Source organism: Actinomycetota bacterium (genome assembly GCA_035765775.1).
Classification (GTDB): Bacteria; Actinomycetota; CADDZG01; order JAHWKV01; family JAOPZY01; genus DASTWV01.
Map to the genome: position 1 here is coordinate 1 of DASTWV010000001.1, position 15,701 is coordinate 15,701.

Consider the following 15,701-nt stretch of genomic DNA (forward strand, 5'->3'; position numbering starts at 1 on the left):
GTGGAACAACCGCAGGATCCACGGCGCGAACGGAGGCGTGCCACCGGCAGAGTTCGAAGCCGAGTACTACCGTCGTAGCAGCCACAGCGGCGAGGCCCTAGATCCAATCCCGTGAGTGTCTACCGAACCCAGGGCGCTTCAGCGGTGTCCAGCGCCCAGCCGGGGGGCAGCTCCGGTGCCTGGACCGCCAGGTTCGCCTACACCCCGGCCGGCTTCCTGTCGACCGCCCAGGGGCCGACCGATGCCGCCCCGGTGGCCTACCTACCCGACGACGCCGGCAACGACCGCTCGACGCCGTCGTCGACCCTGAGCTACTCGGGCAACCGGCTGACGCAGACCGTGAGTGTCCCCACCGGGACGGTGACGACCTACGGCTACGACCACCTGGGCGAGCAGACCACCCAGACCACGGGCTCGTCGGTGACCACCACGGCCTACGACGCCGCCGGGCACCCCCAGAAGGTGACCTCGCCCGACGGCTCCTGGGTGGCCTACGCCTACGACATCGCCGGGCGGCTCGTCTCCCGCCAGGACTCCTCCAGCCCCGCCGAGCTCGACTTCTACGGCGGGTCCGGCTCCCAGCTGGTGGAGGCCACCGGCGTCTCGGGCACCGCCACCGCCGCCTACCTGCTCGACTCCTCGGGCAGCCCGGTCGCCCAGCAGACCACCGCCAACGGGCCGGGGACCTGGTCCAGCTTCGTCACCGATCCCCACGACAACGACGCCGCCCTGGTGGACACCTCCGGCCATGTGGTGGCGGCCTACGCCTACGACGTGCTCGGCAACCTCGTCTCCCAGACCGCCGCCTCGGGCAGCTCGTCGACGTGGGCTTCCCGGCTCAAGTTCCAGATGGCGCCTGAGGACCCCAAGCTCGGGGTGTACACCCTGGGGCCCCGCCTGCTCGACCCCCGGGTCGGACGTTTCACCTCGGCCGACAACTGGGTGGCCTCGGAAGGCGACCTGGCCCTGCAGGCCGACCCGCTCACCGGCAACCGGTACCTGTACGCCGGGGCGAACCCGGCCGGGATGATCGACAACGGCTACTGCTGGTGGCTGCCCCACAGTGGCAAAAAGGGCTGCCCCGGTGGTAAAGCCGCTCGAGCAGTGGAGTCAGTCGTCGCTGTACTAACACATCCGGTTGCCGCACAGCACGAACTCAGCACGATGGACCGCTGCGGAATGTTCAACTACACCCCAAGCAACTGTTCCGCAACGCCTGCAGATAAAGTAATTTATTCGACGATTGAACCAGGAGCAGATAGTCTTGCACCTCTTGCGCTTGCGCCACTCACTCCAGCCAGCGACCTTGAGGAGGGATTTGGCGCGGCTGCTGCAATTGATGGCGCGGAGTCTTCAGCGGGGGCATCCAGCACGGCGGATCTGCTGTCCCAACTCGCGACGAAGGCTGAGTCAACCGTGGGCCGAGGAAGCGGATCCGTCTACGGAACATTGGTTCATACAGCCTTCCGAAATGAAATTGAGGCGCTTGGGGACTCAAATCTAACCAGCGAGGTTTCCTACCTTCGCGGCAAGGTCGTTCCTTGGGGTACCCCAGGCAGCGTACGGCTCGATGTGGTAGAAGGCGACGTGCTTCGGCCTACCGAGATCTACGATCTGAAGACGGGGAGCGCAAAGCTTACTGCGGCACGTGTCGCCCAGGTCCGAGCTAATCTCCCTTCTCTATCACAAAGTGTTCCGATCACGGAAATCCGGCCATGAAGACTACCGAATGGAAGCGGCTCACGACGCCTCTATTAATACCGAAATACTCTTGGGCATTTAAGCAAAATCTCTGCTACAGGGTGCCGGTAGCTACTGTTCTTCTTGGGGTGTTGGCGGAAGGATCCAGTTTTGATAAAGGGGTGTATATTTGGCAGGTGACTATGCCGTTATTCGTACCCGCAGATTTCCTTTATCTATCTTGGTCGGAGCGCGTTGGGGGTGGCGCCCGCAAATACCGATTGGAGGACCCGGAGTCCCTGACTTCGGCAGTTAAGACGGCAATGGAGGTCGGCGATGAAGCGACCGCCCTCACAAGGATCGTCAACCGCGGAATGAAGCTCCTCCCCGCCCCGGAGACTGACGAAGTACTTGCTTACGCGCTTACACTTTTGGGACGGAAAGCAGAAGCGAATGAAATTCTTGAACGCGCGATTGGCAGGGCTGGGGTCGGGGGCGAAGACCAACTCATGAAGCGCCTTATCGAGTTCAGCGGACTTCTCCGCTCTCAGGGGCAGGAGGCGGCGATCCAACTACTGCATCAGTGGGCTAGATTGACGAAGAATTCTCTCAAATTAGAGACTCAATAAGCGTGCGGAGTCTCGGCCGATAATCACGGGCAAGCGGCCCTGCAGGCTGCCCAAGCGCCGCGGCGACCGGGCGTGAATGAGGATGGACACGCGCGCACCGGAGAATGCCCGTTCGTAGCGTGCCAACCGACTTCGACGTTTACGTGATCATCGACAACATCTCCATCACAAGACGCCGACCATCCACCGCTGGCTGGTGGCCCCCCCGACTCCACCTGCATTTCACCCCACATGGTTGCGCATACGAGATCCTGGAGAACGTCGCTCAATATTGTGAGCGTATCTCTGGCTCGGGACACTCGTGCCCCTCGGACTACAGCCCGCGCACGACCTCCGCCAGGCGGTCGATGTCCGACTCCCGGTTCCACCACCCGCAGGATGCCCGCAGCGAGCCGTTCGGCACCGCCCGCAGGGTCACGCCCCGCTCCTGGCAGCGCTCGACCGCCTCGTTGGAGTCCCCCGGCACCCGGAACGCCACCAGGCGGGACTGGCCGGGCGCGGTCAGCACCTCCACCCCCGCCGCCAGCAACGCATCCCGGCAGTAGGCGGTCATGGCGGCCCCCCGTTCGGCGGCGTCCGCCGGGCGGTCCTCCAGCGCCGCCAGCAGGCCGGCGATCAGGGATGCCGGGTGGAACAGCAACTCCAGGCTGGCGGCCTCGTCGGGATCCACATGGGACTGCTCGCCCTGCACCACGCGCCTCGGCCGCAGGCTGCGGGGATCGGCGACGTACAGCGCCCCGGTGAGCTCCGGCCCGCAGAGCCATTTCTGCCCCGACACCGTGTAGTAGTCGGCTTGGGTGGCATCCACGTCGATGGCCCCCACCGACTGGGCGCCGTCCACCAGCATCGGGAGGCCGGTGCGGGCCTTGATGCCGGCGATCGGCAGCACCTGGCCGTTCAGCCACAGCACGTGGGAGAGGGCGATGAGGCGGGTGCGGTCGGTCACCAGGGCGGCCACGGCGTCGATGACCTCGGCGTCGGTCCTGCCCAGGACCTCGGCCTCCTTGATGACCGCTCCCGTCGCCGGGAGGGTCCAGGTCAGGGCGGGGTGCTCGGCGTCGGAGGTGATGACCTCGTCGCCGGGGCCGAGGCCGAAGCCGCCCAGCACGATCGAGCAGCCCTCGGTGGTCGAGGCGGTGATCGCCAGCTTCGTGGGCGGGACGCCGATCAGCGTGGCGAGGCGCTCCCGCAGGCTCTGGCGGGCGTCGATGCGGGCCTGCCAGGTGCCGTGGCCGCCCCGGCCGTCCTCCAGGGAGCGGCGTTCGGCCTCCGCCATGGCTTCGTGGGTGTGCGAGGACAGGGGGCCGACGGCCCCGGCGTTGAGGTAGGCGATGCGGTCCAGGACCGGGAAGTGCGCGTCAGCCACCCCCGCAGTCTAGGCGGACCCTGCCCTCCAGGCCTCCTCCAGCTCGTGGACGTGGGGGACGTGCTCCTCGTAGTGGGCGCCCACCCAGCCGGCGATGTCCTCTGCCCCCGTGTCGAGCGGCTCCTCGGCCGTCCCGTAGAACACCGGCCGCTTGGCGTCCCAGGCCTCGCCATGCAGGGCACCGAGCTCGGCCATGAACGCCGTGTGCTCAGCGTCGAGCTCGGCGAGGGCTGCGGCGCAACCGGCCGCCGCCAGCGGCGCCTTGCTGCGCTCGGCCACGGTGTCCCAGAACCCCGCCGGGTCCTCGGGGCGGACCTCCGAGCCGCTGCTGGCCACCAGGGCGCCGAGCACGATGCGGTAGTGCTGCACCACGCCCACGTTGTGGGCGATCAGGCCCCCGAGGCTGTAGTCGTCCTCCGGCTTCCGGAAGGCCAGGGCCTCGCCCGGGACTGCCGAGATGGCTGCCACGAACGAGGCCTTGGCGCTGTCCAGCGCCGCCAGAGCGGCGTCCCGGCTCACGGAAGGGGCTTCCCCGAGTACGAGCCGTAGTTGACGTCGATCCACTCGGGCGGACCCTCCAAGAGCTTCACCATCTCCTGGTACTCGGCATCCTGGTCGGGGGACTGGGCGTTGGCCACGTAGCTCTCCTTGTCCCGGAAGTGCACAACGAGCACCACCCGGTTGGGATCAGCCTCTTCCCAGGCGATCTCGCTCGAGTGGTACCCGTCCGGCGACCCGCGCCGCTCCTCCCACTCCGCCATGGTCCGCTCGAAGGCCTCCCGGGCATCGGCCTTCACCCGCGCGCGCATGATGGTCCCGTACATGCCGCCCCCTTTCGCTGCGTCCTTCCTGCCCAAAACCGCCAGCACAAAGGCTACGCCCTTCAGTCCCCACTGTGCTAGGTGGCGTTACAAGTCGTGCGCGCGAAGCCTGTCCACAAAAGGGCGCAGTTGCCCTGCCACCTCGTCCGGGCCCGGCATCGCGGCGATCTCTTGGGCCACCCGGCCCGCAGCCTCCCGGGCCGGTGAGGCTCCCAGCAGCGCGCGGGTCCGGTCCCGGATGGCATCGGAGGTGACCTCGGAGGGGAGGAGGCGCTCGGCCACCCGGGCGGCGGCGCAGAGCTCGGCGTTGACGAACTGGTCGGCACCCTGGGGGATCATCAGGGTGGGCAGGCCCTGGGCGAGGGTGGCGAACAGGGTCCCCGACCCGCCGTGGCTGATCACCAGGGCGCAGTGCGGCAGCAGCTGGCTCTGGGGGATGTAGCGCTCGGCCCGTGCGTTGGGCGGGAGCGGCCCGAGGGCGGCGGGATCGTTGGCCTGGCCGACGGTGACGATGACGTTGACCGCCTCGCCGGCCAGAGCCTCGAGGACGGCGGTGAAGATGCCGCGGTTCTGGTTGACCACTGTGCCGAGGGTGACGTAGACCGTGGGCCGGTCGGGCAGCGTTGCGACCCAGTCCGGGAGGACGGCATCCCCCCAGGCGTCGATCGGCACCGGGCGCAGGGAGAGCACCTCCGGCGGATCCGGCAGGGCGGAGGCGCCGAGCGCCGGCGGGCAGATGGCGATGGTCGGGACCTCATATGCACCGGCGAAGCGGGCGTAGTCCTGGCCGTAGCGGCGGCGGAGGGGGCTGATGGCGTCGGCGGCCAGCGCCATCGCCTCCTCGGGGACCGGCGGGCCCAGGAGGTGGTGCACTGCAGGGACTCCGGCGACCGCCGCCGCCAGTGGGCCGGCGAAGGCGAAGCTCTCGAAGATCAGGAGATCGGTGCCGGCAGCCGCCGCCACCAGGCCATCGACCATGAACTGCGCGCCGACTTCGGCGAAGAGCCGGGGGACGAAGTAGGGCAGGATCCGGTCGATGGGCAGGCCGTCGCCCAGCTGGCCGCCCCCCCGGCGGCCGATCTCGGCAAACCACTCGGCATACGGCGGTCCGAGCGCACAGCTGCGCAGGCCCGCCGCCTCGATCGAGGTGGCGACGTCGGGACCGCTGGCGATCGTCACCTCGTCGCCCGCCGCCGCCAGGGCACGGGCGAGGGGCAGCAAGGGGTGGAGGTGCCCGTAGGCCGGGACGCAGGCAAAGAGCACACGCATAGCCCGAAGGCTACGCCGGTGCGGGATCGGGGCGCTGACGCCGGACCGCGGATGCCAGGCCGGCACGGTAGCGTGGGGCGTGGGCATGGCGGGCAGTGCGGGCATGGGTGGGCAGGAGCGAGGCGGGCGCTGCGGGCGGGCACTGCTCGCCGCCGGCGTGGTGGTGGCATTGGTCGCCACCGGCTGCACGCGGAGCCGGATCTCCTCGGACGCCACCGTCACCGTCTCCGGGTCGGTGGTGGACGCCTCGGGGTCGCCGGTGCCCGGGGCGAAGGTGGCCCTGGTCAAGGAGGCGGACCTCGGCGAGGTGCTGGGCGGCCTGACACTGGCGCTCAGCAAGCTCGGGCTGTCCTGCTTCGTTGCCCACCAGCCGTCGTTCTGCGCCCGGGCGCGCCGGGCCACCACCGACAGCTCGGGGTCGTTCGCCTACACCCTGAGCGGGGCGGACACCCAGGGGTCGGTCGGCAACGCCGACACGCTGGACGTCACCGCCGTCGGCCCGGGCGGAGCCGCGGCAGGCGGCACGACCGTGGCGTTCACTGTGCAGACCGCCACCCTGGCCCTGCCGGCACTGCGCCTGTGGGGGGCCACGCCCGGCGTAGCAACCGGCGGGGGCCCCCAGCCGTCGTACCGGGTCACGTGGCCGGACTTGCCTTCATCCATCGGGGGGAGCGCCTCGTACGGCGTGCGGTTTGTGGATGGGGCGGCAGGCGCCTCGGGCGACGACTGGGCGGTGAGGGGCGCCCGATCGGGGACCACCGTCGACGGCCGGGTGCTGGAGGACCGCAGCGGGAACGTCGAGGTGGATGCCGCGACCTCGGCCGCCGGCCCCCACACGACCTTCCGGTTCACGTACCGGTCGGCCACGGTCGCGTTCCACGGGCCGGGGGCGCCGCCCTCCCGGGGGGCGGGGTGCCTGGTGCAGCCGGGCGGAGGGGCGCCGGTGGCTCTGCATCCCTGCCCGCTCACCGATGGGAACCTCTCCACGGGCGGCGCCTTGGCCCCGAGCCCGTGCGCCGGGTGCACACCGGCCGGTACCACGGCGGCGATCATCGACCTGGGGACCCCACGGCCCCTGGGCCTGGTCGTGGTCCGGGGAGCCACCACCGGGGTGGCCATCGAGGGGTCGAACGACCTGTCGAGCTGGTCGATGTTGGGCTCGCTGGACGCCGACCTGGGCGCCACGGCAGTCCATGGGTCCGCCCGCTACATCCGGGTGCGGTCCCTGTCGGGCCTGGGCCTGGGCGGGCTGGCGGAAGTCTCGGTCTGGTAGGGCCGGCCGCCCGAGCCCGCCCCCGGGCGGCCTTGTCCACTGACGGGAAGGCCTTACTCGGCCCGCGCCATCGATCCCCAGTCGAGAATGGTGCAGGTGGCGTCGCCCAGCACCCAGGCGTCGTGGCCAGACGGGATGACGAACGCGTCCCCCGGGTTGATGTCGTAGCTCACACCGTCGTCCAGCTGCACATGCAGGGTGCCCTCCAGGCAGTAGCCCACGTGCCGGGTCTGGCACGTGTCGGTGCCGACCATCGTGCGGAGGTCGGTGCTCCAACGCCACCCCGGGTGCATGACCATGCGGATCAGTGCGCCCCCGGTGCCGGCCACGTTGACCGACTCCAGGGAACCGTGTTCAAAGGCAAGGGTCTTGTCGGGGCCTTCGAAACTGCGGGCGACCTCGTTCATGCGGGCTTCCTCCTCCTCGTCGTGCGGCGCGGACGGCGCCGGGCTCACCGCCAAAATGATGGGGCAAGCCACGACTCGCGTCATGAGGAGTTCTCCTCACGGCCTACTCGGCTCGCAGCGCCTCCGCCGGGCGGGTCCGCACCGCCAGCGCCCCGGGGATGGCGGCGGCCAGGTTCGCCGCCAGCAGGGTTGCGCCCGCCACCAGCGCCAGGAGCCCCAGGGGGACGACCGCATGGAACGGGAGGCCCAGCTGGCTGTCCACAAGCCCCCAGGCCCATCGCCCGGCAATCACCCCCGCGGGCAGCCCGATGACCACCCCGGCGAGCGCAACCGTGGTCGCCTGCCAGGCGACGGCCGCCCGGACCTGACGCCCGACCAGGCCGATCGAGCGGAGGATGGCCAGCTCCCGGCGCCGCCGGCGCACACCGCTGATGAGCGTGTGGCCCACGGTCAGCAGCGCCACCCCGGCGAAGAGCAGCGCGAGGGCCGCCGGGAGCCCGTCCACCCGGAGCAAATTCTCGAGGTCGGGCGGTGCCACCGGAGGGAGCACGACGCCGGGGAAGGCGGCCTGCAGGCGGCGGACCGCCGCGGCCCCCGCCCCGGGTGCCAGGCGCACGAGGAACACGTTGACCGGCGCCGCCTCGTCGGGGGGCAGCCCGCTCAGGGCACTGAGGTTGACCAGGGCGCCCTGCCCGAGCGGCATCGAGTCGTTGAGCGCCGCCGACGTGAGCACCACCTCACCGGTGACCACCATGGCCCGGGTCTCGTCGGGCATTCCGATCTCGACGTGCTGGCCCACGTGCCGGCCGAGTGCGGCCATGGTCTTGGGCGCCAGCGCGATCTCATCGGGCGCCTCCGGCGGCCGGCCGGCGATGAAGGGTGGGAGGACAGCCCCTCTGACCCTCTGGAAGCCGAAGATCGGCATGTCGGGATGCCCCGGGATCACGGCGCTGACCCCGCCACCGGCTCCGGCCAGCGCCGTGATCCCGCTGACCGAGGGATCGGCCTCAAGCTGGGGGATGGTCTGGGCGGCGGTGTCGTCGGCGTGCGGGTTGCCCACGGCCAGGTCCCAGTTCCAGCCCTGGAGGCGCGGCTGGCGGGCCAGCCGGGTGAGGTTGACGCCGAAGGTGACCGTCGCCGCCAGGGCGGCGATCGCCACGACGACCCCGGCCACCATGGTGCGCACCGGCACGGCGCTGGCCCCCCGGCCGGGATCGACCGCCATACGGATCCCGATGGAGAAGCTGGGCGAGAAGCGGGTCAGCCCGATCCGCTCGGCAAGCGATGGCCTCCCGGCGCGGCCCCCCGCCGCGCCGTAGGTCCGGGCGGTGCGCCAGGCGGCCACCCAGGCCCAGCCGGCGACCGCCACCGCGATGGCGAGGGCGCCCAGGCCGAGGATGGTGGCATTGAACGACAGCCCGGGCGACACCTCCGCCTGGCGGGCGAGGCCGATGGGCATGGCCGCCGAGGTGGCGAAGGCCAGACCGGTGGCGAGTACGGCGCCGATCAGTCCCGCAACCGCCGCGTTCAGTGCTCCGGCCGCGGCAGCCTGGCGGCGCGTGTACCCCATTGCCTGCAAGACGCGATAGTCGGCGCCGTCCAGGTGCGCCTGGCGGGTCAGGGCCTGGCCGACGAGAGCGGCGGTGAGCACGGCAGCGAGCAGGCCGAAGAGGAGCAGGGCGAGTGCCTCGATGCGGGTGGCGTGCTCGGCCTGCTGGGCGGCGGCCAGGTCGTCGGACCCGGGGTGCGCGACGAGGCGCCCGCCGGACAGCTGGTCCACCGCCCGGGTGAATGCGGGGAGGTCGGCAGGGCGGTGCAGGCGCCAGGAGAGGCCCAGGCCGAGGTGGCCCATCGTGGCGCCGTGGGCGGCGAAGAAGGCGGGCGTGAGGTAGAGGTTGTCGTTGGCCGTGAAGTCGACTCCGGCGGGGGCCGGGGCCAGGCTGAGGTCCACCGGCAGCCGGATGATCCCCACGATCCGTAGGTGGGCGACCTCGCCGGACGGCTGCACAACAGCCCCGCGCAGCGCCTGGAGCACGTCGGCGGGGGCCATGCCCTGCACGTCCAGCGAGCCACCGACGTGGAGGTGGAGGTCGGCGGCGGCCTGATCATTGATCATGGCCTCGTCGGGCTGTCCCGGGCGGGCGAGGCGGCCGGCCGCGACGATCGGACGGTTGAATCCTGACTGGTCGACGGCCGCGATGGCGTTGAGGTTGACGGAGGCCCCGAGGAGCAGGCGGGCACCGATCTCGCTGGCCGCCACCTCCGGCAGGCGCCCGATCTCGGCCAGCAGGGCCGGTTCGTCGTCGGTGGGGTCCTGGGGATCGACGCTGCCTTGGGCGGGGTGCTCGTAGGCGACGAAGCGGGCCACAGCCGAGTCCGTCCGGCGGGCGCCGGCGAAGGCCAGGAGCGCCCCGCCACCCCCGATCCCGACCGCCAGGGCGAGGGCAACGGCGGACAGCGCACGGTGCCGCAGTGCCGCCCGCGCCCGCATCCACACCGCCGCCATGGTCCCCCCGCCCGTGATAGCCGGTGATCCGGGCGCTCCCGTGATCCCGGTGATGCCCGTTGATACCCGTGCCGAGGATCATTAGGCGGCTCCGGCGCTGCCCGGTCAAGGGCGCCAGCCCCACGGGCCGGGGGCGGCCAGCCCTCCTTCCGCGGTTGCTCACGGACGGATCTATGGCGGCGGCGCCGTCGGGGCGACCGGCCGGGGTATAGGAAACGTCGGCAGGCGGACGACGGACGAGGAAGCGAGGGAGCTGATGCGAAGACATCGGGGCGGGCCCCCGGGGGCGTTGGGCCGGCTGGTGGAGCGGGGCCGGAGACTCCGTCAGGCCCTGCGGGATCCCCCCAGGCGCACCCCGCCAGCCCTGCGCTCCCCTCCCACCACGGTCACCCTCTACCCGGACGGGCCCTACGTGGTCCGGGGGACGTTCCGCGTCACCGATGCCCAGGGGCGGGAGATACCCTTGCCCCGCAAGACCGTGGCCCTGTGCCGCTGCGGGCTCTCAGAGACCCTGCCCTGGTGCGACGGCAGCCACCGGGCAGTCTGGCCCCGGGAGCATCGTGGGGACGAGCGCAGAGCCAGTTGATAACCCGGGGATTTCGCCGGGCGGCGACCCCTGATCCGCCCCCGTCATCCCGCTCCGGGCGGCCCTTCAACCCATCGCAGCGAGGACTCGCCCCGGGTCCATGCGCCGAGCAGGTGACCGGCCGCACGGTCGTCGAGGTGCAGGCACGCCTCTGCCCCGAAGAGGATGTCGCTGACCAGGGCAGGCTCCTGGCGGGCGAGGCCGCCGGCCAGATCGTGGGCGGCAACCTGCTCGTGGACCGAGTCCGCCTGCACGTGCTCGTCGTAGAAGGTGGTGGCCTCCGCCCCGAACCCCAACCGGCGCAACCCGTTGCCGAAGCGCCGGTTCGGTTCGGTCGAGGTCATCTCGAAGGCGGCCAGGTGGCCCACCAGCGCTCCCCGCCAGCGCCGGTGCAACCCGAATAAGGACACGAGGTTGACCGTGGCCAGCGTCGTCGCCGGGATGGCGTCGAGGTAGGCGCCGTAGGCGGGGTCGAGGCCCAGCGCCGCCATGGTGGCGGCGAAGAGTTCCTGGTGCATGCGCTCGGGCCGCCCGCCACCGTACTCATCGGCCTGGATCTCCACCAAGGCGGCCTTGGCGGCGCCCTCGAGGCGGGGGAGGGCCCACGAATGGGGGTCGGCCTCCTTGCGCTGGTAGGCCGAGCGGTGGATGACGAATTCGAGGAACTGCGCCAGGGTCGCCTCCTGCTCGAGAAACGCCGACAGGGGCGGCCCGGCCCGGTTGGTCAGGGCGCGCAGGGCGGTGGGCAGGCCCTCGGCGGGTACTGCTTCCGGCACGGGAACGTCCCGGGCGAGGGCCTGCTCGAAGCGGCGTTCCAGGACCCGCCGGAACCCGAGCAGGCTGGGGTCCCATTCCCAGCACGGGTCGACCCCCAGAAACCCCCGGTAGTGGAGTTCGTAGCAGACGTACAGCGCCAGTTGGAGATCCTCATCGTCCAGAGGGTCACCGCCCTGGGCTGGCGGCGGCTCCGGGGGTGTGGCCCGGGCGCCGCCCAGGCAGTCGAGGAGGGCGCTACTCAGCGCACCCCGGGGGGCGGGAAGGCGGGGCTGCACCCCGGGCACAGGAAGATCCATTCGTAGCTCCGGCAACGCGAGTAAAGGGCCAGCTACCTGGCCATCCGTGGTTCTTCCCGGGGGGTAGGCGAGGAAACGTCAGGCGCTCTGCCGCTGCCGTGCCGGGGTTGCCGGCGGGGGGCGGAGTACGGCCGGGAGCTGACGGCTAGGCCGGGGTGGATTTGGCGGCGTGCATGATCGCCCGGCCGTAGTGCCACTCGTACTCGCCCGGGGCGGCGTCCTCCGGCGGGGCGATGGGGCAGGACACGTCGGTGAACCCCGCCGCCCGGGCCATCGCCAGCATGCCCGCCCGGTTGGGCGCCCACCAGTTGGTGGGGTCGCCGTTGAGCTCGTCGGACTCCAGGAACTCGCACAGCGGGTGGTGGCCCATGCCCGGGACCACCACGCAGACGCTCTCCACGATGGCGAGCCGCCGGGTGACCTGCGCCAGGCGGCGCAGGGCGAGGAACGGGTCCATCAGGTGGTAGAGCACGCCGAGGAACAGCACGACGTCGAAGGTGCCGAGCTGGGCGAGGTCCATCGTCATGAAATCGCCCACCACGCTCTCCACCTTGGAGTTGCGCAGCCGCCGGGCGGTGTCGAAGCCCTGCTTGCCCGGCAGCGTGTCCGGATGCCAGATCTCCGGGATGGTGTCGTGGGGCTGGGGCGGCTTGCCGGCCGCTTGACACTCGGCGTTGTAGGCGTAGACCGCCGGCCAGGACACCGACCAGGCGTAGTGGTCGAGGGCCACCACCCGGGCGGCACCGAGGGTCTCGGCCGAGAACGAGAAGAAGCCGTCCCAGGCGCCGATGTCGAGCACGCTGAGGCCGTGCAGGTCGGGGAGGCCCAGCATGCTGAGCTCATTGGCCAGCTGTTCCGGGCGCTTGTGGCCCCCGGTGGTAACGCCCCCACCGACGTCGATCGAATGGAACCAGCCCGGGACCGCCGCCACCTCGGCCTGGACCGCCGGATCGACGGGGACGGGCGCCTCGGCGGCCTGCGCCGGCGTCGGGGCTGGCTCCGCCGGGGGCTGAGCCGGGGTCGGTGATGATTCAGTTGTTACGCGCTTTCGAAGTCTCATGCGGTATCCGACGGCCTTGCGACAGTTCTGGGGTCGCGGCCAGGCTACCTCAGATCGGGCCGCACAGGGTCACGGCTCGCGGCCCGACAGGCACAGCAAACGGGTCTGGGCGTCGGCACCGGCGGGAGCCGGCACAGCCGCCGGGAACACGCCCATGGCCCGCCACTGCTCGATGTCCGGGACGATGAGGTCGTTCAGTCCCTGCACCAGGTCGGCGGGCATCTCGGTGGGGGCTCCGATGAGCTTGGCGATGTCGTAGGTCCGAAAGCCGCGGAACGAGGTGATGTGGCGCAGGTACTCGCGGGCCGGGAAGTCGCCGTAACTGAGGTGGACCGTGCGTTCGGGATCATCCAGGCCCCGGGCGGCGGCCTGGGCGGCGGCGGCGAGGTCCCGGAACGATGCGATGGGGTCGGCGCCGAGCAGGTCGCCGTCCCAGCGGGAGCCCACCTCGGCAACCGTCTTGCCCGCCAGGACATCGGGCACCCAAGCCTCGTCGTAGGCGTGGTAGTTGACGATGGCGCGCACGGTGAGGCCGTCCTGGGCCTGGCCGGTCTGGAACCAGGTGGGGATGGGCATGGCCCATTGGTCGGGGGCGATCTGCTCGAGGACGGCACACAGTGCCTGGTCGGCGATCACGAAGACGTCCTGCTCCCGGGTGCTCATCGTTGTCCTCCTTGCTCGGGCGTTGGTCCTTCGACCCTAACGGGTGATGCGGACAGGTCCGGTCCGCATTTGTCGGAGAATGACGCTGACGATGAGCGATGCGGGCCGGCTGCTGCGCCTCCTTTCCCTCCTGCAAGCCCGCCCCTACTGGGCCGGGCCGGAGCTGGCCGCCCGGCTCGGGGTCACCCCGAGGACGGTCCGGCGGGACATCGACCACTTACGTCGGCTCGGCTACCCGGTCAACGCCGTGCCGGGCCCCGCCGGGGGCTACGAGCTGGGCGGGGGCGCCGAGGTCCCCCCGCTGCTGCTGGATGACGAGGAGGCGGTGGCGGTGGCGGTCGGGCTGCGGGCGGCCGCCGACGGGAGCGTGAGCGGGCTGGGCGAGGCGGCGGTGTCGGCACTGGCCAAGCTGGACCAGATCCTCCCCGCCCGCCTGGCGGGCCGGGTGGCCGACGTGCACGCCGCCACGGTGCAGCTGTGGGGCCGGGACCCCGAGGGGGTGGACGCCGTCGTGCTGGTGGCGGCTGCCCGGGCCTGCCGGCGCTCGGAGCGACTGCGCTTCGCCTACACCGCCCGCAGCGGGGAGGCGACCCGGCGCCTGGTTGAGCCGTTCCGCCTGGTGCGGACGGGGCCGCGCTGGTATCTCGTGGCCCGGGACGTCGACCGGGGGGAATGGCGCACCTTCCGGGTCGATCGCATGGCGGGGGCCGAGGGCACCGGGGAACGCTTCGAGCGGGTGGACCCACCGGACCCGGCCGCCCTGGTGGCCGAGGGGCTGGCCGTAGCGCCCTACCCGTTCCGGGCCGTCGTGCGCTTGGCGCTGCCGCTGGCCGAGGCGCTGGCGGTCATCCCCCGGACGGTGGGCGTGGCGACGCCCGACGGGGACAGCACCGTGATCGAGCTGGGGGCGGGCGACGAGGCCGGCATGGTGCGCTACCTGGCGAGCATGCGGGAGCCGTGCGAGGTGCTGGAGCCAGCGTCGCTGCGCTCGGCGCTGCGGGAACACGCCAGCCGGGTGGCCGAAAGGAACGGGTAGGGCCACGGCCGCCGGGGCGGGCGTGCGAACTCGGAGGGCTGCTAGAGAACTCGCTCGGCGATGCCCGGGTAATCGACCACGAGACCTGCCTCGTCGAACACGAGACGGCAGGAGAACTCGAATGCCGGCGCCGTGTAGTCGTACGGCCGGACGGCGCCGTCGTCCGGCATCCGGACGTAGCGCTGCTCCAGCCGCCCCACCGCGAGGTCGGCCGCCCGGACATAGGCGGCCGGGGCTTCGGCGCCCTGCCCCACCTGGAGCCCGAGGCGGTGCACGGGGAGGGTGTTGGTGCACGCCGAGGACTCCAGGTCGATATCGAGGCAGCCGTCAAGGTGGGGGGCGGGCACCCCATCGACATGCCAGTGGCCCGCTCCGTCGGACTCCAGCGCCACGGCGCGCTCGCCCGCACGTGACCGGCCCCAGACCCGGGCGCTCCGGGTGTGCCAGCGCTCGTCCACGACGAGGGCATAGGCGACGATCCAGGCTTCCCCCGCCTCGACCGCAGCAGTGCTCCCGTGGAGGCGCAGTCCGGCCCCGTCTCGCAGCACAAAGAGGCACTCGAATCCATCGCGCGCCCCGAAATGGCGCCATGCGGCGGTCGCCGGAGCTTGGTCGGGAGGTTCCACGGCGGTCACTGGCTGAGCGGCCTTCTCGGAGGACGGGACACCCCCGGACCATAGCCGCCGCAACCGGCGCTCCGGGGAAATCGGTTCGTCGCCACCCCGCTGCGGGTCCTTAGGGCCGCGGCCGAGGGGCATTTCGCGGTGCCCCTCATAGGATGCCCTTCGAGCTCCCGTTTTGGTGAACTCGTGCAGGAACTACTAACAGATCGGACGACTCAGGTCTTGAGCATTGCGGCTAGCTTAGAAAGGGGTCGACCAATCTATCGAACTCCAGTCACGCCTATTCCCGAGAGGCATGGCCTCCACTCGGAGTGAGCTCTTCCAGAAGAGTAGAGAGAAATTCACCCCGATACCAACGCTGCACCACGAAGGTACCTCCTGGCACCTTAATGACAAGGCCCCCCACAAAGATGGAGCGATGAGCCTTAACCTCTGACTTAGGAAATACATAGATATTATCCAAAGTGCTATATGGGCCGAGGCGTTTGAGCTCAGGGGCGATATTGAGCATGAATCTCGTTTGAGTTACGCCCACCACGGACAGAGCCCCGTTGCCCCCGAAACCTAACCGGGCTCGGACAGGGCCCCACACCCGCAGGCTTTCCCCCTCCAATAGTACCGAGCTTAGGTTGGCGAAGCCCCGCTCGATGTAAGGCCGCCTACGTTCGTCCAGAAAGGATCTCAGAGATTTATGCACAGCCGCATGCGG

The 15,701-nt window shown here is 70.9% G+C and carries 15 protein-coding genes; 5 read left to right on the top strand and 10 right to left on the bottom strand.

From position 1 onward, the window contains the following. Window positions 1-111 precede the first annotated feature (111 nt). Window positions 112-1,719, top strand: coding sequence for an RHS repeat-associated core domain-containing protein (locus VFW71_00005; GenBank protein ID HEU5001150.1), 1,608 nt, complete (start codon window positions 112-114; stop codon window positions 1,717-1,719). Continuing rightward, a complete protein-coding gene (locus VFW71_00010) occupies window positions 1,716-2,309 on the top strand; it encodes a hypothetical protein (protein ID HEU5001151.1) in 594 nt (197 codons plus the stop codon). Before VFW71_00005 ends, VFW71_00010 begins: the two co-directional genes overlap by 4 nt. A 313-nt stretch (window positions 2,310-2,622) precedes the next feature. Here VFW71_00010 and VFW71_00015 read toward each other — a convergent pair whose 3' ends face one another. The 4 genes from VFW71_00015 to VFW71_00030 all read right to left on the bottom strand — a co-directional run bounded on the left by VFW71_00015 (window position 2,623) and on the right by VFW71_00030 (window position 5,765). Further along, a complete protein-coding gene (locus tag VFW71_00015) occupies window positions 2,623-3,675 on the bottom strand; it encodes an aminotransferase class V-fold PLP-dependent enzyme (GenBank protein ID HEU5001152.1) in 1,053 nt (350 codons plus the stop codon). Between the two features lie 9 nt (window positions 3,676-3,684). Then, window positions 3,685-4,194 (bottom strand): hypothetical protein, encoded by a 510-nt coding sequence (locus VFW71_00020; GenBank protein ID HEU5001153.1) that lies wholly within the window; start codon window positions 4,192-4,194, stop codon window positions 3,685-3,687. Continuing rightward, window positions 4,191-4,499, bottom strand: a complete 309-nt coding sequence (locus VFW71_00025; GenBank protein ID HEU5001154.1) for an antibiotic biosynthesis monooxygenase — start codon at window positions 4,497-4,499, stop codon at window positions 4,191-4,193. The genes VFW71_00020 and VFW71_00025 overlap by 4 nt, the downstream gene beginning before the upstream one ends. Before the next feature lie 84 nt (window positions 4,500-4,583). Then, window positions 4,584-5,765, bottom strand: a complete 1,182-nt coding sequence (locus VFW71_00030; protein ID HEU5001155.1) for a glycosyltransferase — start codon at window positions 5,763-5,765, stop codon at window positions 4,584-4,586. Window positions 5,766-5,850: 85 nt separating this feature from the next. Between VFW71_00030 and VFW71_00035 the strand changes: the two genes are divergently transcribed. Further along, window positions 5,851-7,038 (top strand): hypothetical protein, encoded by a 1,188-nt coding sequence (locus tag VFW71_00035; GenBank protein ID HEU5001156.1) that lies wholly within the window; start codon window positions 5,851-5,853, stop codon window positions 7,036-7,038. A 53-nt stretch (window positions 7,039-7,091) separates the two neighbouring features. Here VFW71_00035 and VFW71_00040 read toward each other — a convergent pair whose 3' ends face one another. Then, a complete protein-coding gene (locus tag VFW71_00040; GenBank protein ID HEU5001157.1) occupies window positions 7,092-7,529 on the bottom strand; it encodes a cupin domain-containing protein in 438 nt (145 codons plus the stop codon). 19 nt (window positions 7,530-7,548) lie between these two features. Continuing rightward, window positions 7,549-9,951 (bottom strand): FtsX-like permease family protein, encoded by a 2,403-nt coding sequence (locus VFW71_00045; GenBank protein HEU5001158.1) that lies wholly within the window; start codon window positions 9,949-9,951, stop codon window positions 7,549-7,551. 256 nt (window positions 9,952-10,207) lie between these two features. Between VFW71_00045 and VFW71_00050 the strand changes: the two genes are divergently transcribed. Continuing rightward, entirely contained in the window at window positions 10,208-10,537 is a 330-nt protein-coding gene (locus tag VFW71_00050) for a CDGSH iron-sulfur domain-containing protein (protein HEU5001159.1), read from the top strand. Window positions 10,538-10,581: 44 nt separating this feature from the next. Here VFW71_00050 and VFW71_00055 read toward each other — a convergent pair whose 3' ends face one another. The 3 genes from VFW71_00055 to VFW71_00065 all read right to left on the bottom strand — a co-directional run bounded on the left by VFW71_00055 (window position 10,582) and on the right by VFW71_00065 (window position 13,333). Next, window positions 10,582-11,610, bottom strand: a complete 1,029-nt coding sequence (locus tag VFW71_00055; GenBank protein ID HEU5001160.1) for an iron-containing redox enzyme family protein — start codon at window positions 11,608-11,610, stop codon at window positions 10,582-10,584. Window positions 11,611-11,755: 145 nt separating this feature from the next. Then, window positions 11,756-12,670: a methyltransferase domain-containing protein gene (locus VFW71_00060; GenBank protein ID HEU5001161.1), complete on the bottom strand. Its 915-nt coding sequence runs from the start codon at window positions 12,668-12,670 to the stop codon at window positions 11,756-11,758. A 69-nt stretch (window positions 12,671-12,739) separates the two neighbouring features. Further along, window positions 12,740-13,333 (bottom strand): hypothetical protein, encoded by a 594-nt coding sequence (locus tag VFW71_00065; protein ID HEU5001162.1) that lies wholly within the window; start codon window positions 13,331-13,333, stop codon window positions 12,740-12,742. 91 nt (window positions 13,334-13,424) lie between these two features. On the opposite strand from VFW71_00065, the gene VFW71_00070 reads away from it, so the two are divergent. Then, window positions 13,425-14,369 (top strand): WYL domain-containing protein, encoded by a 945-nt coding sequence (locus VFW71_00070; GenBank protein HEU5001163.1) that lies wholly within the window; start codon window positions 13,425-13,427, stop codon window positions 14,367-14,369. A 41-nt stretch (window positions 14,370-14,410) separates the two neighbouring features. Here the strand turns inward: VFW71_00070 and VFW71_00075 are convergent, their stop codons facing one another. After that, window positions 14,411-15,004, bottom strand: coding sequence for a putative glycolipid-binding domain-containing protein (locus VFW71_00075; GenBank protein HEU5001164.1), 594 nt, complete (start codon window positions 15,002-15,004; stop codon window positions 14,411-14,413). Between the last annotated feature and the right edge of the window lie 697 nt (window positions 15,005-15,701).